This is a genomic window from Pantoea sp. B566, assembly GCF_024793925.1.
Lineage (GTDB): Bacteria > Pseudomonadota > Gammaproteobacteria > Enterobacterales > Enterobacteriaceae > Pantoea > Pantoea ananatis.
This window is the reverse complement of sequence record NZ_JANUQL010000003.1, coordinates 3,584,866-3,607,063: the sequence shown is the minus strand read 5'-3', so window position 1 is coordinate 3,607,063 and position 22,198 is coordinate 3,584,866. Positions and strand designations below refer to the sequence as shown.

Below are 22,198 nucleotides of genomic sequence, written 5' to 3'. Positions count from 1 at the left end.
TGGCGCCCTTCGCCCGCCTGGCGGGCGACTGTCTGAGTTGGATAATCCTCTATGAATACTTACCTGATTGGCGACGTTCACGGTTGTTATGATGAATTACGTGCTCTGCTGAACCAGGTTAATTACGATCCCAGTCAGGATACCTTATGGCTGACGGGTGACCTGGTGGCGCGAGGGCCCGGCTCGCTGGAGGTTCTGCGCTACGTAAAGTCATTGGGTGACAGCGTCCGTCTGGTGCTGGGTAATCACGATCTGCATTTGCTGGCCGTTTATGCCGGAATCAGTCGTAATAAACCCAAAGATCGCCTGACACCGCTGCTGGAAGCGGAAGATGCCGATGACCTGATTAACTGGCTGCGTCGCCAGCCGTTGCTGCAGGTCGATGAAGAGAAAAAGCTGGTGATGGGCCATGCCGGCATTACGCCTCAGTGGGATCTGGATACAGCACAACAGTGCGCACGCGAAGTGGAAGCCGTGCTGTCCAGCGACAGTTACCCACTGTTTCTTGACGCGATGTACGGCGACATGCCGAATAACTGGAGTGAATCTCTGACCGGCCTGGCCCGCCTGCGCTTCTCGACCAATGCACTAACCCGTATGCGTTTCTGCTTTCCTAACGGTCAGCTAGACATGATCTGTAAGGATGCGCCGGAATCCGCCCCGCCGCCGTTAAAACCCTGGTTCATGATTGAAGGCCCGGTCGCACGCGATCACACTATTGTTTTCGGTCACTGGGCGTCGCTGGAAGGGAAAGGCACGCCAGAGGGCATTATCGGTCTGGATACCGGCTGCTGCTGGGGCGGGAACCTGACGCTCCTGCACTGGGAAACCCAACGCTACTATATTCAGCCATCGAACCGTCAGTTGTCCGTACCGGACGATCTTACTCCGCAATCGTCAACCCGCTAACGCGCAGCCATAAAAAAACGCCTTGTCACAACAAGGCGTTATTTACTGCGCGTAAATTAACGGCGGCGTTCGAGGATCTCAAAGCAGTAACTGTGCGAGTTCTGCTCATCGGCATCATGAAACTCACTGAACGTGGAGTGCCACTCATCCGGCTCGTAATCCGGGAACTGCGTATCGCCTTCCACTTCCGCATCAATGTGCGTCAGATAAAGACGGTCGGCGCGCGCCAGCATCTGCTCATAGATGCGGCCGCCGCCAATGACCATGATCTCTTCAGCCTCACCCGCCGCACTGATGGCGTCGTCCAGCGAAGTTACCCAGGTTACGCCTTCGGCACTGCCCGGCTTGCTGCTGACCACAATGTTGAGCCGGCCAGGCAATGGACGACCAATAGATTCAAAGGTCAGTCTGCCCATAATAACTGGCTTTTTCAGTGTGTTGCGCTTAAACCACGCCAGGTCTGCAGGCAGGTCCCACGGCATGGCGTTTTCCATTCCAATAATGCGATCTGCTGCTAATGCCGCGATAAGACTAATCATGTTAAAAGGCTCGCTGAAAAAAACAGGCGCCATGATACGTAAAGGTTAAACCTTCGTCGATAGCAGGAAGGTGCTTATTGCATAAAGCGGCATTGCCACCATGTTTCAGACGTTGTACAGGGTTTTACTCCATAAGAAGGGCAAGCCCACCGCAAAAGTCGCCAGATAATGGCGTCACCTCGCTATAAATCATGATAATAAAAACGGCTCCCTGGGGAGCCGTTGTGTGTCATCAGAAATCGTAGCGGAAACGAACCAGGTTCATATCGCCCTGATTGTCCGTACTGGAAGTGAAGACATGTTCGTAATCCACACGGAAACCGTAGTCCAGGAATAACGTTACGCCCAGGCCATTGTCAATGCGCTGGTAGTTGCGGCCATTCACGTATTCTAAACGGTCGCCCATCACATAAGGCTGAACGGCTTTGACACCATATTGCGCCACCGGGATTTTGTATCCGGCGTAATATTCGATGCCCCAGGCATCGTCCGCAAAATAGTTATTCACGTTGCGCTGTTTGGTCGTCAGGAAGTTTTGATACCAGCCACCGCCTGCTGACAGTGTCCAGTTACCCGGCGTCCAGCTCAGTGCTGTGCCAAAAATGTTTTGGTCGTAATCTTTATTGTTGCCCGTGACCGGATCACGCATGCTGGCGCGGGTGTAGTTCCAGGCCGTGCCCCATGCCAGCGTTGGCGTAATGTTGTAATTCACGCCCAGCGAACCGCCGCCCTGACGCTTGTAGCGCAGTCCATTGCCCGGCAAATATTCGTTATCGCTAAACAGGTAAGAGGCATAAAGATCAACTGCACCATAACTGTTTTTGTATTTCAGCTGCTTACGAGAACGGTATGAACCGTCGTAATCACCGTTAATGCCGTTACCCGGTGCCTGGGCCAGCATGTCGTAATCCCAGATATCCGTCTTGGCACCTACAACGTCGTAATAAACGCTGTTCTGCTGACCGAAGGTCAACTGGCCCCAGGTTTTACTTTTCAGGCCGGTATAGAGCTGGCGGCGCGTGGTTTCATGCGCCCCTTCAGCGTAGTGATTATCCCAGTTGAATACGGCCGGAATGTTAACGCCCAGCTCGTAGTAGCTGGTCCAACTGATATCGTCGAACAGGTAGTAATCCGCGCTAAAGCGGAAACGTGAACCACCGTCAAAGCCATTACGCTTATAGGATTTATCATTCACGCCGGTTTGATGGTTAAACTGAGGACGAATACTGCCACCGAATTTAAAATCGAGACGGCTAAGGGGATCGCCTGCTTGTGGGTCTTGTTTGAGAAGAGTGATTTCAGCCTGGCTGGAAAAAGACGCCAGAGCCAGGAGTGCAGCCACTGCACTCAGTGAAAAAGAACGCGCTTTCATTGTTATAACTATCCTGTTTACGCTCTAATAATGAGCGAGCCGGATATTACAGCGGTCAATGTCAGCCTGGTAGTTTTTTGTATTATAGATTTGTGCGAATGAGCAGATTGGGCATGATTGGCTAAAAATTAAATCAAATTTATTTGAGATTGCTGCCGCTTACCCCAGTATGAACGGGTTGATACAGCGCCAGTGGGCCGCATCAGCAGCCTGACTGAGAATGCGTTACATCGCCGGTCTTCCCTTTGGCTGTGAGCCGTGTTTAGTTTGCCCCTGGCAGATCGACCAGCACTTTTTCGATTAACGCGACGATGCCTCTAATCCTGGGAGGGATAAAGCGCGCATCCGGGAAAACAGCATACACAAAGCGATCGGCATAGCGATACGCTGGCAACACCCTGATAAGCGAGCCGGATTTCAACGCCTCAGTTGCAAGGGGTAATTGCATACCGCCTACACCGATTCCCGCCTGCAACGCCTGTAATAACCCTTCACTGCTATTGGCCCTGAAGGCTGTCTTTACGGCCAGTTCTACGGTTTCATCGCCCCTGACAAGCCGCAATGGCGCAGACTCGGCAATGCTGCTGAAACGCACGTGCGGTTGGCACATCAATGCATCCAGTGAATTGAGCGGCGGGAAATCCGGTGATGCGAAAAGCGGTGTTTCAATACGCGCGATTTTCCGTGCCGGATACACTTCCGGCGCATCCTGAGTAAGGCGGAACGCCACATCCACGCCTTCTCTGGCCAGGTCGGATATCCTGTCATCAAGCGAGAGCGTCAGATGCAAACCCGGATTCGCTTTTTGCAATCCGAGCAGATGAGGAAGAAACAAACGCCCTAATCCGCCCGGGAGTTGAACGTTTATCTTGCCCTGCCATTGCTGTGCGGCAGGGGATAGCTGGTTCTCGACCGCCTGCATTGCCTCAAGTATGGGCTGCATCTTACGCCGGTAATATTCTCCTTGCGCTGTCAGTACCCTCACCCGCGTCGTCCTGTGCAGCAGCACTACGCCGAGTTCAGCCTCAAGCGCGGCGATCTGCTGGCTGACCGCAGACTGTTTGATATTCAACTGGCGTGCTGCCTCAGAAAAAGACCCCGCCTCAGCCACGCGTAAAAACGTTCGAATGGCATTGAGCTTGTTATTCATTTACGCATTTCTCTTATAAGTGACATCAGCGTTCGGGGATACCGACAAAAAACAATTTATAGCAGGCTGTCTGCAACCAAACTGGAGGACAAAAAATGTCACAGAAGCCTCAATCTAAAGTCGCACTGGTTGCGGGTGCAAGCGGTATTGTCGGCAGCAAACTGGTTAAAACGCTGTTGCAGAATGAATGGCAGGTTATTGGATTGTCTCGCGCAGGAGGCGCTCACCGGGGCACGGTGCCGTTTGTTAACGTCGATCTGCTCAATGAAAAAGACACTGCACGCGCCCTCAAGCCCCTTCGGCACGTTACCCACATTTTCTACAGCGCCTGGCTTAATGCCGCGAGCTGGCGGGAAATGGTTGAACCCAACGTCACCATGTTACGTAACCTGGTCACTCAGGTTGAGAACGTGGCTCCGCTGGAAACGGTGAGCCTGATGCAGGGCTACAAAATTTACGGCGCTCATCTTGGCCCGTTCAAAACCCCCGCCAGAGAAAGCGATGCCGCTATTCCCGGCGCCGAATTCAATACGGCGCAACAGGACTGGCTGTGCCGCTTTCAGCATCATAAAACCTGGCACTGGCATGCACTTCGTCCTGGCGTTGTCGGCAGCGCGTTAACCGGCAATACCATGAATCTTGCGCTGAGTATCGCGATATACGCTTCACTGTGCAAAGCGCAAAATCTGCCCCTGCGCTTTCCAGGGTCGCAGCGCACCTGGCACAGCATTATCGATCACACCGATGATAGCTTATTGTCTGCCGCCACCCTGTGGGCATCAACCGCATCCTCCGCCAGGAATCAGGCATTTAACATCAATAACGGTGATATCTGGCGATGGTGTGAGCTCTGGCCCCTCATTGCAGGCTGGTTTGAACTGGAGACGGCGCCCCCGGTTGCGTTGTCATTTCAGCAGCTTTTCGGCGATTACCGCAGGACATGGCATGCCCTGGCGGAAAAAAAACAGCTGGTTGAGGCTGACATCATGAGGCTGAGTGACGGTCAGTTCGCCGATTTTGTCTTTAGCTGGGATTACGATATGTTTGGTGATGGCAGCAAACTGAGGCGGGCAGGGTTTACCGAATTTTGCGCCACGGATGAGATGTTTATCCGCCTGTTTACTCAGTTCAGGATGGCGAACATTATTCCCTGAGGCATGCAGCGAGCCATTTTCCCCTGCCGCAGCGCTGGCAGGGGAGCATTGATCAATCGCGCTTCGCAGGCAAAAGCCGCCCACGGGAGCGGAAAAACAGGGCCATCAGGCACCTGGTCGAATCACGCTAAACTGGCTTCACGACGCAGAGGTATGTCAACGCGCCGACAGAACGGATCAATCAGATGATGACCCGGCCGTTATTAACCGAATGGCACCAGCGGTTTTTATAGTCTCCGGACATCGAACCGTAGGAGTAATGAAGAGGAAGCTGCTTTTCTGCTGCTTCCTGATACAAGGCTGTCAGGTTCTTCCACATCAGCATTGTCCCCACCGCGCCAGCATTGCTGTCTATCCGGTAGCCAATATTAATAAAATCAACGAACATCCCGGCACTGCTCGAGACAGAAAGCAGGAGCTGCAGTGCAACAGGTTCATTATGCAGGAACATCATATAGCCTTTGAAACAGGGCTGAAACTCCCGGAAAAACGCTTTATTAATGGCCCTCTCCGCGATGGCCTGATTGCGTCTCGCCTGATAGAGAATCTCAAACACCTCAAAAATATGTTCCCCGTCAAGCTGGCTGACATTGAGAAAACTCCCCCCGTCATTGAGAAACTTTCTGAGTTCTCTCTCCCGTGTCGAGACCGTTTTACGGGAAAAGTCGGCGACAGGGCTCTTGGTAAAAGCGGCATGGCTCTTACTAAACAGGCTATAGGAGGTATTGAGGAAGCGATGACGCTGCAAATGATGTAGCGACTTGCACCGGAAAGGTAAAAGCACCTTTTTCGACGCCTCGTTGCAAAACGGCACATAGACAGAGGTTGAGGGAGCAAGTAGCGCGGGAAGCGAACGCTGCCGATGTCTGCCATCGTTGGCAAGCCAGCCCTTTTCAACGCAGACGCTCCCCATCGTTTTCCCATTCCTTTGATAAGAATAAAAGTCAAAGGACTGCCCAAATCGCATTTTAAAGGCAATAAATTCCGGTGCGGACTCGCAGTTATAACCAAAATGATTACAGGCTCTTTGATAATCCTCAAAAGAGCACTGCCCCCATCTGAAAAACTTGGGAATAAACATGTCAGGCGCTAACTCTTAATCAAGCATGTAAACTTCAGAGAAGCGAATGGGTTCTCTGGATATGTAAACCATGAAAAATACAGGGTATTTTAAAGATAAGCGCTGCGGCTGAACAGGTGATTATCGAGCACTGTAAGCAGTAATGCGGGTTTGTTTAAAATCGGTTGAGCAACGATCAAATAGCGAAAATACAGTAGAACGTTAAGAAACAGATCGTAAATAATTAAAAATATTAATGCATATTTAAACATCAAGGCATCAATATTTAAAAAACCTATTTAATTAAAGTCTGTTTACTCAGAAACGTTCATGAGCCTGAAAAGAATATTAAAAAAATACCGGTTTATTCGAAATGTCGCGCTGACCTGAGAATCGCTGCCCAGAAACAGGGTTCATCCCGTTCCGTTGGGAACAGACTGCTTTCTGACCAACCCCAGACTCACCAACCATTCTAAAGGCGATGCCCTTTTTTACAGGCGGCGCTTGCCGCAGGCAGGTACAGCCTCCACGCTGCCCGCTAAGACAGAAACGCACTCAGCGGAGGGTGATCTGTACCCGTGCCTGTAGAACCGCTCAGTTCAGGCCCGATCTCTCAAAAAAAAGCCCCTGCGAGGAGCGTTAAGCCAGCACACTGGCAAATCGTCCCACCGCAGGGGCTATTACCGCCACTCAGCCAGCGCTATTTGTGCGCAAGGATCTGCGCATGCATTTCCTGTACTGAAATCACTTTTTCAGTCGGGTCGGCGTTTAGCGCCATGGCCGTTGCAAAACCCCCGTTTAGCGTAGTGTCGTAATGAACTTTGTATTGCAGCGCACTACGACGAATCAGCTTGGAGTCTTCAATAGCCTGGCGGCCTGCCGTGGTATTCACGATGTAGGCATATTCGCCGTTTTTCAGCCGGTCCTGAATATGTGGACGACCTTCGTGAACCTTGTTAACCAGGCGAGGATTAATGCCCGCTTCCCCCAACACCACGGCAGTGCCATGAGTGGCATCCAGCTCAAAGCCAAACTTCTGCAACTTCGCGGCCAGGTCAACGATACGTTTCTTATCGCCCTCACGGACCGACAGCAGCGCGCGTCCGGTTTTCTTCATGTTGCTTTGCGCACCCAGCATCGCTTTGGCAAAGGCCTCTGCAAAGGTACGGCCCACGCCCATGACTTCACCGGTTGAGCGCATTTCTGGCCCCAGAATGGGGTCAACGCCCTGGAACTTGTTAAACGGCAGCACCACTTCCTTGACAGAGTAGTAAGGCGGAATCACCTCTTCGGTGACGCCCTGCTCTGCCAGCGTTTTGCCTGCCATCACGCGTGCGGCGACTTTCGCCAGAGGTACGCCCGTCGCTTTTGATACAAAAGGAACGGTACGCGCAGCACGTGGGTTAACTTCAATCAGGTAGACTTCATTGTCTTTCACCGCGAACTGCACGTTCATTAAGCCGCGAACGTTCAGCTCAAACGCCAGCTTTTCAACCTGCTGACGCATTACGTTTTGAATATCCTGGCTCAGCGTGTAGGCCGGCAGAGAACAGGCCGAGTCACCTGAGTGAACGCCTGCCTGCTCAATGTGCTCCATGATGCCGCCGATCAGTACACGCTCACCATCACAGATGGCATCCACATCGACTTCTACAGCATCGTCAAGGAAGCGATCCAGCAAGACCGGCGCATCGTTAGAAACCGACACCGCCGTCTGGAAATAACGCTTCAGGTCTATTTCGTCGTAGACGATTTCCATCGCACGTCCGCCCAGCACGTACGAGGGACGGACCACCAGCGGATAACCAATCCCGGCAGCTTTTTCTACCGCCTGCTCCAGGGTGGCAACGGTGGCGTTGGCAGGCTGCTTCAGGTTCAGGCGGTCAACGGCCTGCTGGAAGCGTTCGCGGTCTTCTGCCCGATCAATCGCATCCGGGCTGGTCCCGATGACCGGTACGCCAGCGGCTTCCAGTGCGCGAGCCAGTTTCAGCGGCGTTTGACCACCGTACTGCACAATCACCCCTTTCGGTTTTTCGATGCGGACGATTTCCAGCACGTCTTCAAGCGTTACCGGCTCGAAGTAAAGGCGGTCAGAGGTGTCATAATCCGTGGAGACGGTTTCCGGGTTACAGTTCACCATGATGGTTTCGAAACCGTCTTCGCGCAGTGCCAGTGCCGCATGAACACAACAGTAGTCAAACTCAATGCCCTGGCCGATACGGTTTGGTCCACCACCCAGCACCATGATCTTGTCACGATCCTGGTTAGGATTCGCTTCGCACTCTTCCTCATAGGTAGAGTACATATAGGCTGTATTGGTCGAGAATTCTGCCGCGCAGGTATCCACCCGCTTGTAAACCGGATGCAGATTGTGATGCTGACGTAGCTTACGAATTTCACCTTCTGCCACGCCCACCAGTGAGGCCAGGCGCGCATCGGCAAAACCTTTGCGCTTCAGCGTGCGCAGGAAATCGGCGTTCAGCCCGTTCACGCCTTCGCGCGCTACCTGCTCTTCAAGACGAACCAGCTCTTCAATCTGCACCAGGAACCAGCGGTCAATATTGGTGAGATTGAATACGCCGTCCACCGACATCCCGGCACGGAAGGCATCGGCGATGTACCAGATCCGATCGGAACCGGCATCTTTCAGCTCACGACGGATACGGGTTAAGGCTTCCGCATCGTCAAGGTGGACTTTCGGATCAAAACCATTCGCGCCAACCTCCAGGCCGCGCAGCGCTTTCTGCACCGACTCCTGGAAGGTACGACCAATCGCCATGACTTCGCCCACTGACTTCATCTGCGTGGTCAGACGGTCATTCGCACCAGCAAACTTTTCAAAGTTGAAGCGAGGAATTTTTGTGACGACATAATCGATTGAAGGCTCAAACGAGGCCGGCGTCCGTCCACCGGTAATGTCGTTCATCAGCTCATCGAGCGTAAAGCCAACCGCCAGTTTTGCCGCCACTTTCGCGATCGGGAAGCCGGTTGCTTTGGAGGCCAGCGCCGAGGAACGTGACACGCGCGGGTTCATCTCGATCACGATCAGACGACCATTTTTCGGGTTCACCGCAAACTGTACGTTGGAGCCGCCGGTTTCCACACCAATCTCACGCAGCACCGCCAGCGAGGCGTTACGCATAATCTGGTACTCTTTGTCGGTCAGCGTCTGCGCGGGCGCAACCGTGATGGAGTCGCCCGTGTGGATCCCCATGGCATCAAAGTTTTCAATTGAGCAGACAATGATGCAGTTGTCGTTTTTGTCACGCACCACTTCCATCTCATACTCTTTCCAGCCAATCAGCGATTCGTCAATTAACAGCTCGTTGGTTGGGGAAAGGTCGAGGCCGCGTTCACAGATCTCTTCAAACTCTTCGCGGTTATACGCGATACCGCCGCCGGTGCCGCCCATGGTAAAAGACGGACGGATAATGCAGGGAAAGCCCACATCGGCCGCCACTGCCAGCGCTTCATCCATGGTATGCGCGATACCGGAGCGCGCGGTATCCAGACCGATGCTTTTCATCGCCACGTCAAAACGACGACGGTCTTCTGCTTTATCAATAGCGTCTGCGGTTGCACCAATCATGGTGACGCCGAATTCTTCCAGCACGCCCTGACGCTCCAGCTCCAGCGCACAGTTCAACGCTGTCTGGCCGCCCATGGTGGGCAGCACCGCATCCGGGCGCTCTTTTTCAATGATTTTACGTACCACTTCCCAGTGAATCGGCTCAATGTAGGTTGCATCGGCCATTTCCGGGTCGGTCATAATGGTGGCCGGGTTGGAGTTCACCAGAATGACGCGGTAACCCTCTTCACGCAGGGCTTTACACGCCTGTGCACCGGAATAGTCGAATTCGCAGGCCTGACCGATCACAATCGGACCGGCACCAAGAATCAGGATGGATTTTATGTCTGTACGTTTTGGCATGATTAGCTCCTGATTACTTTGCTTTCGAACGGAATGCGTCAATCAACTCAATAAAGTGGTCAAACAGCGGTGCAGCATCACCCGGTCCCGGGCTGGCTTCCGGATGGCCCTGGAAGCTAAACGCAGGCTTATCGGTGCGGTGGATGCCCTGCACCGTCTTATCGAACAAGGAGATATGCGTCACACGCAGGTTCGCAGGCAGATTCGCCTCATCCACCGCGAAGCCGTGGTTCTGCGCCGTGATCATGACGCGGTTGTTGTCCAAATCTTTAACTGGATGGTTGCCGCCGTGGTGGCCCAGCTTCATTTTGACGGTTTTCGCGCCGCTGGCCAGGGCCAGCAGTTGGTGGCCCAGGCAAATACCAAACACCGGGATATCAGTTTTCAGGAAGGCCTGAATCGCCTCAATGGCATAATCGCAGGGCTCAGGATCGCCAGGGCCGTTAGAGAGGAAGATACCGTCCGGATTCATCGCCAGGACCGTTTCTGCTGGCGTTTTGGCCGGCACCACTGTCAGGCGGCAGCCGCGGTCCACCAGCATACGCAGGATGTTGCGTTTCGCGCCGTAATCATAAGCGACGACGTGGTAAGGCAGTGCTTCTGCCTGTTTCTGTTCTGGCAAATCCCCTTCCAGTGTCCAGCTCCCCTGCTGCCAGGCATAGGTTTCAGCCGTCGTCACTTCCTTTGCCAGATCCATGCCTTTCAGGCCAGGGAAAGCCTGCGCTTTTTGTAAGGCCAGAGCCGCATCCAGATTATCGCCTGCAATAATGCAGCCGTTCTGCGCGCCCTTTTCCCGTAACAGTCGCGTCAGCTTGCGCGTATCAATATCGGCAATCGCCACGATGTTATTGCGCTGCAGATAAGCCGATAAGCTTTCTTCGCTACGGTAGTTGCTGGCAATCAGCGGCAGGTCACGAATGACCAGGCCCTGCGCATGGATTTGACTGGATTCTTCATCGGCGGCGTTAGCACCAACATTGCCGATATGGGGATAAGTGAGAGTAACAATCTGGCGGGAATAGGAGGGATCAGTGAGGATTTCTTGATAACCGGTCATTGACGTATTGAAAACGACTTCCCCCACTGCCGACCCTGTAGCCCCGATGGCCCGACCGTGGAATTGGGTTCCGTCTTCCAGAACCAAGAGCGCTGACTTAATCAAAACATCCTCCAGGGAATAAACAGTCACAATATCTGCATATTAATTCAAAATAGTGATCTGAATCAATGCAAAAACTGCCTGAGTGGTCAATTTTTGGCAAATTGCGCGCATTCTAATGATCGTCCTGATACTTGTCCACCCTGAAGCAACATTTTTAACATCTTTTCAGGCTCAGAGCGAAAATGAAGAGGATAAGCGTTAAAAACAGGGGTAAACACAGCCGAATAAACGTTTGCCGATCGCAGTCGATGTTTATTCCGGGAAAACCACCTGCTAATTTTGACCAAATGGTCAAAATTAGCAGGTTTACTGAGAAGCGAAAGGAAGAAAAACCCGACTTTCATTCATCACAATGAAAAAACAGGTCAAAGTGACTATTTTTTAGATAAAATTAAGGGCAATTAAAAAATTGCCCTTCTCAATCAAGTTATTAGCGATTGAAATCACCACATCACACAGGTAAAAATCATTACAAAATTGATAAATCCAGCACGTCACGCATATCGTAAAGCCCGGTTTTATTCTCACTCACCCAAATGGCAGCCTTTACGGCGCCATTGGCAAAGGTCATGCGACTGGACGCCTTGTGCGTTATCTCTATGCGTTCCCCTTCGTCGGCAAATAACGCGGTATGCTCTCCGACAATGTCTCCTGCCCGCACAGTGGCAAAACCAATGGTATTCGCTTTGCGCTCACCGGTATGGCCCTCACGGCTGTAAACGGCATGTTCATCCAGTTTCCAGTCCATCGCCTCTGCAATCGCCTCGCCCATCGCCAGCGCCGTGCCGGAGGGCGCATCCACCTTGTGGCGATGATGCGCTTCAATAATTTCAATATCCGCATAATCGCCCATCACTTTGGCGGCTTTCTCCAGCAGCTTCAGGACCAGATTAACGCCTACGCTAAAGTTAGCGGCAAACACAATGCCAATATCCGCCGCCGCGTCGCGAATCGCTGCTTTACCGGCGTCATCAAAGCCTGTCGTACCGATGATCATGGCTTTGCGGTGCTCACGACAGATGGCAAGGTATTCCAGCGTTCCTTCCGGGCGGGTGAAATCAATCACGACGTCAAAATCATCGACGACGGCGCGTAAGTCATCTCTCAGGGTAACGCCAGCGTGGCCGATACCGGCCAGTTCACCTGCGTCACTGCCGATCAACGAGGATCCCGGTCGGGCTAACGCTGCGCCCAGCTCAACGCCTTCCAGCTGAGCAACCGCCTGAATCAGATTGCGCCCCATGCGCCCCGGCGCGCCCACGATGGCAATGCGGATATTCTTCATATTTATTCATTCCTAAAACAAATCTATGCATGCAAGCGCAATCAGGTTAACCATGAGATAACAACTGCGCCACTCTTTCTCGGGGATAATAAGAATTTTTATGCCAGGTGGGGCGGATTATCAGTAAAAGCAATTTCCGCCGCCGCCGCCCGGTCTGAAAAGCAAAAAGGCCGAACAGAGTCGGCCTTTTCATTGCTTAACGTGTGCGGATTACTGCACGTTGCGGACGTCAACCCGCAACTCTTTGGGCACTTCAAACACAATGTTTTCTTCCCGCCCTTCCAGCACTCTCGCTTCACCACCGCCCAAGGCCTGCAGGCGACTAATCACGTTCTGAACCAGAATATCGGGAGCCGAAGCGCCCGCCGTTACGCCAACACAATCGACAGAAACCACCCACTCAGGCTGAATGTCCGCCGCATCATCAATCAGATACGCCGCTTTGCCCATGCGCTGGGCCAGTTCGGCCAGGCGATTGGAGTTAGAGGAGTTTTTCGATCCGACTACCAGTACCACATCGGCCTGCTCGGCCATCGCCCGTACGGCTTCCTGACGGTTGGTGGTGGCATAACAAATATCATCTTTACGTGGGCCCACGATTTTCGGGAAGCGAGCGCGCAGCGCATCAATCACTTCCGACGTGTCATCCACCGACAGCGTCGTCTGGGTCATAAAGGACAGGCGGTTGTCATCTTTAACGTCCAGCTTCCAGACGTCCTCCGGCGACTCCACCAGATACATCCCACCTTTAGGGTTGTTGTACTGCCCCATGGTGCCTTCCACTTCCGGATGGCCCGCGTGGCCAATCAGCACCGATTCTTCACCCCGACGGCTGGCGCGGGCCACTTCCATATGCACCTTGGTCACCAGCGGGCAGGTGGCATCAAAGACGGTGAGATCACGCCCTTTTGCTTCATTGCGTACCGCCTGCGAGACGCCGTGGGCAGAGAAAATCAGGATAGCGCCATCAGGCACTTCCGCGATCTGCTCAATAAAGATCGCGCCGCGCTGGCGCAGGCTGTCCACCACGTAGCGGTTATGAACCACTTCGTGCCGGACGTACACCGGCGCACCAAACAGCGTTAGTGCGTTTTCAACAATGCTGATGGCGCGATCTACACCTGCACAAAAACCCCGTGGATTAGCCAGCAGAATTTGCATTGTTCGCCTCCAGTACCGGATCGATATCCAGCACTTCAATATCAAACTGAACGCGGTGGCCTGCCAGCGGATGGTTGAAATCCACGGTGATTGAATCACCGGAAATTTCCCGAATCACGCCCGGCATTTCACTACCGCCCATTCCGGTAAACAGCATGATGGCGCCAATCTCAGGCTCTCCCGTGTCAATAAAATCACGGCGGGAAAAGTACTGGATAAGATCGGGGCTGACGCTACCAAACGCGTCTTCTGGTGCCAGCGTGAATTGATGCTTTTCACCCGGCGTCAATCCCAACAGTGCCTGCTCCAGCGCGCCGGACAGGCTACCGTCGCCGAGACGAAACAGCGCAGGTTTACCGTTGGCACGAGTGGATTCCGCCACTGAGCCGTCTTCCAGCTTCATGACGAAATGCAACAATACCGCGCTGTCGCCCTGTACAGACTCAGTCATGGTTTACCCTTTTTTAACCTGCTTGCTGGAAGGATTGAAAAAGCCCTCCAGCACCACCAACGCGGCCCCGATACAGATGCCGCAGTCAGCGATATTAAATGTAGCAAAGTGCCAGTTACCGACGTAGAAATCGATAAAATCTACCACAAAGCCATGATACGAACGGTCAAACAGATTGCCCACTGCGCCGCCAATGATTAAGGCATAGGCGATATTGGCGATCTTCTGACTGGCGCTGTTGCGGTACATCATGACCAGTAACGACACCACGATCGCCAGGGCAATGCCGGCAAAGAACCAGCGCTGCCAGCCGCCTTTATCCGCGAGGAAGCTGAACGCCGCGCCATAGTTATGCGCATAGAACAGGTTAAGGAACGGCATCAGCGGCTGCGTTTCATGCAGCATCATGTTGTTCATGACCCACTGCTTGCTGACGAAATCAACAACTATAACAACCAGCACCAGCCACAGCCAGCGCAATCCGGTGGAGAAAACAGGTCTACTCATCAGGCAAACTTACGCTCTTCGCCGTTGCCGGCTACGTTGGTGTAACAGCGACCGCACACCGCAGCGTGCTCCGGATTCTGACCGACGTCAGTCGTGTAGTGCCAGCAGCGCGGGCATTTCTCGCCTTCTGCTTTATGCAGGCCGATTTTCAGCCCTTTTACCAGTTCGCTCTGCTGCGCTTCAGCCTCTGCCTCTGCGTAATCAGCGACCTGAGCACCGGAGGTCAACAGCACAAAACGCAGTTCGTTACCTAACGCCTGCAGTTTCGTCGCCAGGTCCGCATCGGCATACAGAGTAACGGACGCTTCCAGCGCGCCACCGATACGTTTGTCGCTACGCGCCTGCTCGATCACCTTGTTCACTTCACCACGTACTTTCAGCAGTTCTGCCCAGTACGCATCGTTCAGCGCTTCGTTTTCTGGCAGACCAAACAGGCCGGTATACCACTCTTCAGTGAAGACATACTTCGCCCGATCGCCTGGCAGATAGCCCCAGATTTCGTCGGCCGTGAAAGACATGATCGGTGCCATCCAGCGTACCAGCGCTTCAACAATGTGCCACAGCGCTGACTGGCAGCTACGGCGGGCCAGGCTGTCGCCTTTCGCGGTGTACTGACGATCTTTAATGATATCCAGGTAGAAGGAGCCCATCTCGATGGAGCAGAACTGCATCAGGCGCTGAATCACTTCGTGGAAATCGTAGTGCTCGTAAGAGGCGATGATATCCGCCTGCGCCGCCTGCGCACGTCCCACCGCCCAGCGATCGACCACCACCATCTCTTCCGGTTTAACCAGATCGGTGGCCGGGTTAAAGCCGCTCAGGTTGGCTAACAGGAAGCGCGCGGTGTTACGAATACGACGATAGGCATCCGCAGAGCGTTTCAGGATTTCATCGGATACCGCCATCTCACCCGAGTAATCGGTAGAAGCAACCCACAGGCGCAGAATGTCCGCACCCAGCTTGTCCATGACATCCTGGGGTGCAACGGTATTGCCGATGGATTTGGACATCTTGCGGCCCTGACCATCGACGGTAAAGCCGTGCGTCAGTACCTGGCGATAAGGCGCTTTGCCTTTCATCGCGGTCGAGATCATCAGCGACGACATAAACCAGCCACGATGCTGATCGGAACCTTCCAGATACATATCCGGTGTATTGCCACCAAATTCCGGGCGGGCATCCACGACCGAATAGCTGGTGGAACCTGAGTCAAACCAGACGTCCAGCGTGTCCGGCACCTTCACGTAGTGGTCAGCATCGTCGCCCATCAGATCGCGCGGATCGAGATCCCACCATGCCTGGATGCCATCCTGTTCAACGCGCTGCGCCACTTTTTCCATCAGCGCCAGGGTATCCGGATGCAGGGCTTCGGTTTCTTTGTGTACGAACAGCGCCATTGGCACGCCCCAGGTACGCTGGCGGGAAATACACCAGTCAGGCCGGTTGGCAACCATGGACTCAATGCGCGCCTGACCCCAGTCCGGGATCCACTGCACGCCTTTGATCTCCTGCAATGACTGAGCACGCAGGCCTTTCTGATCCATGCTGATAAACCACTGCGGCGTGGCACGGAAGATAATCGGGGTTTTGTGGCGCCAGCAGTGTGGGTAGCTGTGCAGCAGTTTTTCAACGTGCAGCAATGCGCCTTTCTCTTTCAGCAGCTCAACGATCATATCATTGGCTTTAAAGACGTTAACGCCGTCGAGTCCCGGATACGTACCCGGCAGGTAGGCACCATCAGGGCCGACCGGGTTAGCCGTTTCCAGACCATATTTCTGACCAATCACGTAGTCATCCGGGCCGTGGCCTGGCGCGGTATGAACAGCCCCCGTACCGGCATCCAGCGTGACGTGCTCACCTAATACGACTTTGGACTGGATCTGCTCAAGCAGAGGATGCTGGAACAGCTGCAATTCCAGGGCCGCGCCCTGACATTCGCCCAGCACGGTCCAGTCGCTGACGCCCGCGCGTTTCATGACGCTCTCAACCAGATCTTTTGCCAGGATCAGGCTACGTCCTGCAATCTGCACCAGCTGATAGGTGAACTCGGGATGCAGTGAAATACCGCGGTTAGCCGGAATGGTCCACGGCGTGGTCGTCCAGATCACCAGCGAAACCGGGCCTTCTGAGGCGGTCACACCGAAGGCTGCGCGCGCCCTGTCCGCATCAACGGCATTGAACATCACATCGATGGAGGGGGAGGTTTTGTCGTAGTATTCCACTTCGGCTTCCGCCAGAGCAGAACGGCAATCCATGCACCAGTGCACCGGCTTGGCACCTTTGTGCAAGTGGCCATTGCCGATGATTTTACCCAGCGCACGAATGATATTGGCTTCGGTGGTGAAGTCCATGGTGAGGTAAGGACGATCCCAGTCGCCCAGCACGCCCAAGCGAATAAAGTCGGCTTTCTGCCCTTCAACCTGTTCGGCGGCATACTGACGGCAGGCGGCGCGGAATTCGGCGGCGCTGACTTTTTCGCCCGGCTTGCCGATCATCTGCTCAACTTTATGCTCGATAGGCAAACCGTGACAGTCCCAGCCTGGCACATACGGCGAGTCGTAACCTGCCATGCCTTTAGACTTCACAATAATGTCTTTCAGAATCTTGTTAACAGAGTGACCAATATGAATGCTGCCGTTCGCATAAGGAGGGCCATCATGCAGGATAAAGGTTTTTTTCCCTTTCTTGGCTTCGCGGATGATGCCGTACAGGTTGTCATCATACCAACGTTGCAGCATTCCCGGTTCGCGCTTGGCCAGATCGCCACGCATGGGGAACCCCGTTTCCGGCAAATTCAGGGTTGATTTATAGTCACTCATCAGATTCTCGATTCCGTTTTTCGCTCAGGTTACAGACCAAAAAATTGTCGGGCCGTTACCGTATCTTTCGCAATTTGCTCTTTCAACGCATCCAGTGAAGCAAAGCGCTGCTCGTTTCGTATTTTCTGCTTCAACACCACATCAATGTGGCGACCATAGAGATCCATATTGATGTCCAACAGGTGAACTTCAAGCTGTTGGCGCAAACCTTTTACCGTCGGGCGGGTGCCGATATTGGCAACACCAGGCAGGGGTTGTGGCCCCAGCCCATGGACTTCCACCGCATAAACGCCTTTAACCGGCGACACGCAGCGGCGTAAAGGAAGATTAGCCGTAGGGAACCCCAGCGTGCGTCCGAGTGCATCACCGTGCACGACGCGCCCAGAGATACTGAAAGGATGGCCCAGCAGTGACTGCGCCAGCGCTAAGTTGTCCTCGGCCAGTGCCTGACGCACCGCCGTGCTGCTGATGCGCTTACCGCCGTCACAAAAGGTTTCTGTGCTGACCACATCAAAGCCATACTGGGCGCCGGCTTTCTGTAATAGCAGGAAATCCCCCTGGCGACCAGCGCCAAAGCGGAAATCATCCCCGACGGCAAGATAGTTCACGCCCAGCTTGTTCACCAGCAGTTCGCTGATAAAACTCTGCGCCGACAACGCGGCAAAGCGATGGTCAAAACGCACGCACAGCACGGAGTCCACGCCGATTTCTGCCAGATATTTTAGCTTCTCTCGCAAGCGAGTGAGCCTGGCGGGTGCGCTTTCGCCCGCAAACAGTTCAAGCGGCTGGGGTTCAAACACCATCACCATCACTGGCAGGTTACGTTTCCGTCCCTCTTCCAGCAACCGCCCCATCAGCGCCTGATGACCGCGGTGCACACCATCGAAATTACCAATGGTCAAAACGCAGCCGTGATGCTGCGCGTTAAGATTATGAATACCGCGGATAAACTTCATGGCTGACTCAAACCGGTGGAAATCGGCGGATTATACCCTCGAAAGCCGCCAAGGTTAACCCGTGAACACGCCTTTCATGCGTTACAGGCCGTATTTACTGCCTTGCAAAGCCGCTGAGAGAATTTTGTTGCGAAATACTGTATTCAGGGAGCGGAAGCTGGTAGAATCTTGCGCCATCAAATACGTAACCGAGTGTCATACAGGTTATCACTTGTAAACGACGCTTATTTGCACAAATCCATTGACAACAGAAGGTCCAAAAGGCATAGTCCTCGGCCTTTGATTTGTCTCTATCGAACATATTTGGGAGTTGGACCTTGGCTAATATCAAATCAGCTAAGAAACGTGCCGTAACATCTGAGAAACGTCGCAAGCATAACGCAAGCCGTCGCTCTATGATGCGTACCTTCGTTAAGAAAGTATACGCGGCGATCGCTTCAGGCGACAAAGCTGCTGCGCAGAACGCATTTAATGAAATGCAACCAATTGTGGACCGTCAGGCTGCTAAAGGTCTGATCCACAAAAACAAAGCTGCACGTTATAAAGCAAACCTGACTGCACAGATCAACAAACTGGCTTAATCGCCATTTGTTCATCGCTTTGTTGAAAGAACCGGCGCTAAGCCGGTTTTTTTATGCCTGCTGTTTAGCACCGCCAGGCGACTGTCTCTTCATGACTTTATCTTCCTGACTTTATCTTCCAGCCCTGCCCTGCCATGCCAGACAACCCACCGCCTCTGCACTGCTCTCAACCTGCCGAACAATGCTGCCCCAGGTTCAGGCTCGTAGCGCTCCGGGCAGCCTCTCTCACGAGCCCTCCTTCGGGTTATCAGGTCCAGGGTGAACAGAGAAGGTCAATCACGGCGTCCTTGCGAGTTCAGACCGGCCGCAGAGAAACGCGATAACAGCCAGTCAACGCGCAATGTCATCGTGGGTCACAGGCCATATTGAGATGTTGAGATGTTGAGATGTTGAGATGTTGAGATGTTGAGATGTTGAGATGTTGAGATGTTGAGATGTTGAGATGTTGAGATGTTGAGATGTTGAGATGTTGAGATGTTGAGATGTTGAGATGTTGAGATGTTGAGATGTTGAGACAGGAAACAGCATTGCTGCAACACCGGATGAACGTGTTGCAGCAATGGATTTTTATCGCAGCTTGATTCGCAATAAGGTGTAACCCAGAACGGCGGAAAGCAACGAACCGCTGAGGATACCCAGCTTAGAGAACGTCACTAACTGCTCGTGGGCAGCGTCAAAGGCCAGCGAACTGATAAATATCGACATGGTAAAGCCAATACCGCACAGCACGCCAATCGCCATGATATCGCGAATAGTCGTGCCGCTCGGCAAGGCTGCCAGCCTCAGCTTCACCGCCAGCCAGCAAAACAGCGTAATCCCCAGCGGCTTACCGATTAACAGGCCCAGGATGATGCCCAGCGGCTCTGGTGACAGCACATCGCCAAAGGTGATACCCGTCAGCGAAATGCCAGCGTTAGCAAAGGCAAACAGCGGCAGAATCAGCCAGTTCACCCACGGCATTAATCCGTGTGCCAGATGTTCCGCAGGCGAATGGCCGTCTTTCTCTTCCAGCGGTACAAAGAAGCCCACGATCACGCCCGCCAGCGTAGCATGGACGCCCGATTTCAGCACGGCCGTCCACAGCACTATGCCGACCAGCATATAGATGGCGATATTCCGCACGTTACAGCGGTTCAGCACCGCCAGCACCACGATAGCGCCTGCCGCCACGCTCAGAGACATCACAGACAGATCGCTGGTGTAAAACAGCGCGATGATCACGATGGCACCCAGGTCATCAATAATCGCCAGCGCCATCAGGAATACCTTCAGGGCGGTCGGCACACGGCTGCCAAGCAGGGCAAGGACTCCGAGCGCAAACGCGATATCCGTCGCGGTGGGGATCGCCCAGCCATTTCGGGCAATCTCATCACCGTGGTTAAACAGCAAAAACACCAGTGCCGGTGCCGCCATTCCCCCTAACGCGGCAATCACCGGAAAGATGGCCCGATCGCGGCTGGCGAGTTCGCCTGAGATCAGCTCGCGCTTCACTTCCAGACCAATCAGCAGGAAGAACAGTGCCATCAGGGCGTCGTTGATCCATAGAAGCAGATTTTTACTGATATCCAGTTCGCCGAAGCGAATCTGTACCGGTGTATCCAGCAAAGCCTGGTAGCCCTGGGCGGTGGAAGCGCCATTGGCGAGGATCATAGCGACGACCGCAGCCAGAATGAGCACCATGCCGTTGCTGGCATCGCTCTCAATAAAACTTTTCAGTAAATGCTTAATTCGACGAGGTTTTGACAAAATGCACTCCTCCTGAGCGTAATACAGAATGCTGAGCAGTGTAACGATTCAACGAACCTGATAAAAAGCTTATTTAGTCGCTTTTACATTACGTTAGACTTTTGGCTACAACAGCCCGCGAATGATAACCCGACGGGAGAACCGGATAGCCGTGAAAGGTGCAGAGCTGGTCTGTGCCAGAAACCGTTTCAGCAGTGCAGGACGCAAAAAAAAGCGGAGAGTTTCCTCTCCGCTTTCATCGGGTCTGACGTCAGTAACGCGATTAACGCGTCAGGTCGTCGAAGAATTTCTTCACGCCGTCGAAGAAGCTTTTGGAGCGCGGACTGTTATGCTCGCCGCTGGGCCCACCAAAGCTCTCTTCCAGCTCACGCAGCAACGCTTTCTGCTTGTCGTTCAGGCTGACTGGCGTTTCCACCACCACACGACACAGCAGATCGCCTACCGCACCGCCGCGCACCGACTTCACACCACGCCCGCGCATGCGGAACAGCTTGCCGGTCTGGGTTTCTGCCGGGACTTTCAGCTTCACGCGACCGTCCAGCGTCGGCACTTCAATCTCGCCACCCAGGGCGGCCATCGCGAAGTTAATCGGTACTTCGCAGTAGAGGTTGTTCTCTTCACGCTCGAAGATCGGGTGTTTTTTCACCGACACCTGCACGTACAGATCGCCCGCAGGTGCGCCCTGCTCACCGGCTTCACCTTCGCCGCTCAGACGAATACGGTCGCCCGTATCCACACCGGCAGGAATTTTTACCGACAGGGTTTTCGATTTCTCTACGCGACCGTGCCCGTGACAGGCATTGCACGGATCTTTAATCACCGAGCCGCGACCGTGACAGGTCGGACAAGCCTGCTGTACGGTGAAGAAGCCCTGACGCATCTGTACCTGGCCTGCACCATGACAGGTTGAACAGGTTTGCGGTTTGGTGCCCGCTTTGGCACCACTGCCGTGGCAAACGTCACACTCTTCCAGCGTCGGTATACGGATCTCTTTGGTCACGCCGCGAACCGCTTCTTCCAGCGTCAGCTCCATGTTGTAGCGCAAATCTGCACCACGGGCTGCGCGCTGACGGCGGCCACCACCAAAGATGTCACCGAAAACGTCGCCAAAGATATCGCTGAAATCTGCACCGCCGCCGCCAAAGCCGCCGCCGCCGTATCCGCCACCGCCCATACCACCTTGTTCAAAGGCAGCATGGCCGTACTGATCGTAGGCCGCACGCTTCTGAGGGTCGGTCAGAATCTCGTAGGCTTCTTTCGCTTCTTTAAATTTGGTTTCAGATTCTTTATCACCGGGATTGCGGTCCGGATGATGTTTCATCGCCAGGCGTTTGTAAGCCTTTTTGATTTCACGCTCGTCTGCAGATTTGGCGACGCCTAAAATCTCGTAGTAATCACTCTTCGCCATTTATTTA

The 22,198-nt window shown here is 53.7% G+C and carries 17 protein-coding genes; 3 read left to right on the top strand and 14 right to left on the bottom strand.

The genetic code is table 11. From position 1 onward, the window contains the following. The first annotated feature begins 51 nt into the window (after positions 1–51). Positions 52–909 (top strand): bis(5'-nucleosyl)-tetraphosphatase (symmetrical) ApaH, encoded by an 858-nt coding sequence (gene apaH, locus NYE92_RS18415; RefSeq protein ID WP_014606606.1) that lies wholly within the window; start codon positions 52–54, stop codon positions 907–909. Between the two features lie 56 nt (positions 910–965). On the opposite strand, the gene folA is transcribed toward apaH, so the two are convergent. The 3 genes from folA to NYE92_RS18400 form a co-directional block, all read right to left on the bottom strand. Continuing rightward, a complete protein-coding gene (folA, locus tag NYE92_RS18410; RefSeq protein WP_024472273.1) occupies positions 966–1,448 on the bottom strand; it encodes a type 3 dihydrofolate reductase in 483 nt (160 codons plus the stop codon). Positions 1,449–1,680: 232 nt separating this feature from the next. Further along, a complete protein-coding gene (locus NYE92_RS18405; RefSeq protein WP_014592892.1) occupies positions 1,681–2,820 on the bottom strand; it encodes a porin in 1,140 nt (379 codons plus the stop codon). Positions 2,821–3,082: 262 nt separating this feature from the next. Beyond that, positions 3,083–3,970, bottom strand: coding sequence for a LysR family transcriptional regulator (locus NYE92_RS18400; RefSeq protein ID WP_110015276.1), 888 nt, complete (start codon positions 3,968–3,970; stop codon positions 3,083–3,085). 95 nt (positions 3,971–4,065) lie between these two features. Between NYE92_RS18400 and NYE92_RS18395 the strand changes: the two genes are divergently transcribed. Continuing rightward, a complete protein-coding gene (locus NYE92_RS18395) occupies positions 4,066–5,124 on the top strand; it encodes an SDR family oxidoreductase (RefSeq protein ID WP_013024571.1) in 1,059 nt (352 codons plus the stop codon). A gap of 181 nt (positions 5,125–5,305) precedes the next feature. On the opposite strand, the gene NYE92_RS18390 is transcribed toward NYE92_RS18395, so the two are convergent. The 9 genes from NYE92_RS18390 to ribF all read right to left on the bottom strand — a co-directional run bounded on the left by NYE92_RS18390 (position 5,306) and on the right by ribF (position 18,456). Then, positions 5,306–6,205 (bottom strand): antimicrobial resistance protein Mig-14, encoded by a 900-nt coding sequence (locus tag NYE92_RS18390; protein ID WP_259019332.1) that lies wholly within the window; start codon positions 6,203–6,205, stop codon positions 5,306–5,308. A gap of 679 nt (positions 6,206–6,884) precedes the next feature. Further along, a complete protein-coding gene (carB, locus tag NYE92_RS18385; protein WP_259019331.1) occupies positions 6,885–10,115 on the bottom strand; it encodes a carbamoyl-phosphate synthase large subunit in 3,231 nt (1,076 codons plus the stop codon). A gap of 13 nt (positions 10,116–10,128) precedes the next feature. Continuing rightward, positions 10,129–11,277, bottom strand: a complete 1,149-nt coding sequence (gene carA / locus NYE92_RS18380) for a glutamine-hydrolyzing carbamoyl-phosphate synthase small subunit (RefSeq protein ID WP_014606611.1) — start codon at positions 11,275–11,277, stop codon at positions 10,129–10,131. A gap of 469 nt (positions 11,278–11,746) precedes the next feature. Then, entirely contained in the window at positions 11,747–12,562 is an 816-nt protein-coding gene (gene dapB, locus NYE92_RS18375) for a 4-hydroxy-tetrahydrodipicolinate reductase (protein WP_210451670.1), read from the bottom strand. 210 nt (positions 12,563–12,772) lie between these two features. Further along, positions 12,773–13,723 carry a 4-hydroxy-3-methylbut-2-enyl diphosphate reductase gene (ispH, locus tag NYE92_RS18370; protein WP_014592886.1) on the bottom strand — a complete coding sequence of 317 codons (951 nt, stop codon included), beginning with the start codon at positions 13,721–13,723 and terminating at the stop codon, positions 12,773–12,775. Further along, positions 13,704–14,174: an FKBP-type peptidyl-prolyl cis-trans isomerase gene (gene fkpB / locus NYE92_RS18365; protein WP_014592885.1), complete on the bottom strand. Its 471-nt coding sequence runs from the start codon at positions 14,172–14,174 to the stop codon at positions 13,704–13,706. The genes ispH and fkpB overlap by 20 nt, the downstream gene beginning before the upstream one ends. Before the next feature lie 3 nt (positions 14,175–14,177). Next, complete coding sequence (gene lspA, locus NYE92_RS18360; RefSeq protein WP_013024564.1) at positions 14,178–14,681, bottom strand: signal peptidase II; 504 nt, start codon at positions 14,679–14,681, stop codon at positions 14,178–14,180. Then, positions 14,681–17,500 carry an isoleucine--tRNA ligase gene (gene ileS / locus NYE92_RS18355; protein WP_013024563.1) on the bottom strand — a complete coding sequence of 940 codons (2,820 nt, stop codon included), beginning with the start codon at positions 17,498–17,500 and terminating at the stop codon, positions 14,681–14,683. The genes lspA and ileS overlap by 1 nt, the downstream gene beginning before the upstream one ends. Positions 17,501–17,529: 29 nt before the next feature. Continuing rightward, entirely contained in the window at positions 17,530–18,456 is a 927-nt protein-coding gene (ribF, locus tag NYE92_RS18350) for a bifunctional riboflavin kinase/FAD synthetase (protein ID WP_013024562.1), read from the bottom strand. 317 nt (positions 18,457–18,773) lie between these two features. On the opposite strand from ribF, the gene rpsT reads away from it, so the two are divergent. Further along, positions 18,774–19,037, top strand: coding sequence for a 30S ribosomal protein S20 (rpsT, locus tag NYE92_RS18345; protein WP_006117633.1), 264 nt, complete (start codon positions 18,774–18,776; stop codon positions 19,035–19,037). Between the two features lie 567 nt (positions 19,038–19,604). On the opposite strand, the gene nhaA is transcribed toward rpsT, so the two are convergent. Then, entirely contained in the window at positions 19,605–20,783 is a 1,179-nt protein-coding gene (gene nhaA / locus NYE92_RS18340; protein WP_013024560.1) for a Na+/H+ antiporter NhaA, read from the bottom strand. A 262-nt stretch (positions 20,784–21,045) separates the two neighbouring features. Further along, complete coding sequence (gene dnaJ / locus NYE92_RS18335; RefSeq protein ID WP_013024559.1) at positions 21,046–22,191, bottom strand: molecular chaperone DnaJ; 1,146 nt, start codon at positions 22,189–22,191, stop codon at positions 21,046–21,048. Positions 22,192–22,198: the final 7 nt, after the last annotated feature.

Coding starts and splice junctions, on each gene's coding strand:
- NYE92_RS18400 (WP_110015276.1), bottom strand. CDS start 3,970: ATGAATAACAAGCTCAATGCCATTCGAACGTTTTTACGCGTGGCTGAG.
- lspA (WP_013024564.1), bottom strand. CDS start 14,681: ATGAGTAGACCTGTTTTCTCCACCGGATTGCGCTGGCTGTGGCTGGTG.
- ribF (WP_013024562.1), bottom strand. CDS start 18,456: ATGAAGTTTATCCGCGGTATTCATAATCTTAACGCGCAGCATCACGGC.
- ispH (WP_014592886.1), bottom strand. CDS start 13,723: ATGCAAATTCTGCTGGCTAATCCACGGGGTTTTTGTGCAGGTGTAGAT.
- dnaJ (WP_013024559.1), bottom strand. CDS start 22,191: ATGGCGAAGAGTGATTACTACGAGATTTTAGGCGTCGCCAAATCTGCA.
- NYE92_RS18405 (WP_014592892.1), bottom strand. CDS start 2,820: ATGAAAGCGCGTTCTTTTTCACTGAGTGCAGTGGCTGCACTCCTGGCT.
- NYE92_RS18390 (WP_259019332.1), bottom strand. CDS start 6,205: ATGTTTATTCCCAAGTTTTTCAGATGGGGGCAGTGCTCTTTTGAGGAT.
- ileS (WP_013024563.1), bottom strand. CDS start 17,500: ATGAGTGACTATAAATCAACCCTGAATTTGCCGGAAACGGGGTTCCCC.
- folA (WP_024472273.1), bottom strand. CDS start 1,448: ATGATTAGTCTTATCGCGGCATTAGCAGCAGATCGCATTATTGGAATG.
- dapB (WP_210451670.1), bottom strand. CDS start 12,562: ATGAAGAATATCCGCATTGCCATCGTGGGCGCGCCGGGGCGCATGGGG.
- apaH (WP_014606606.1), top strand. CDS start 52: ATGAATACTTACCTGATTGGCGACGTTCACGGTTGTTATGATGAATTA.
- NYE92_RS18395 (WP_013024571.1), top strand. CDS start 4,066: ATGTCACAGAAGCCTCAATCTAAAGTCGCACTGGTTGCGGGTGCAAGC.
- carB (WP_259019331.1), bottom strand. CDS start 10,115: ATGCCAAAACGTACAGACATAAAATCCATCCTGATTCTTGGTGCCGGT.
- fkpB (WP_014592885.1), bottom strand. CDS start 14,174: ATGACTGAGTCTGTACAGGGCGACAGCGCGGTATTGTTGCATTTCGTC.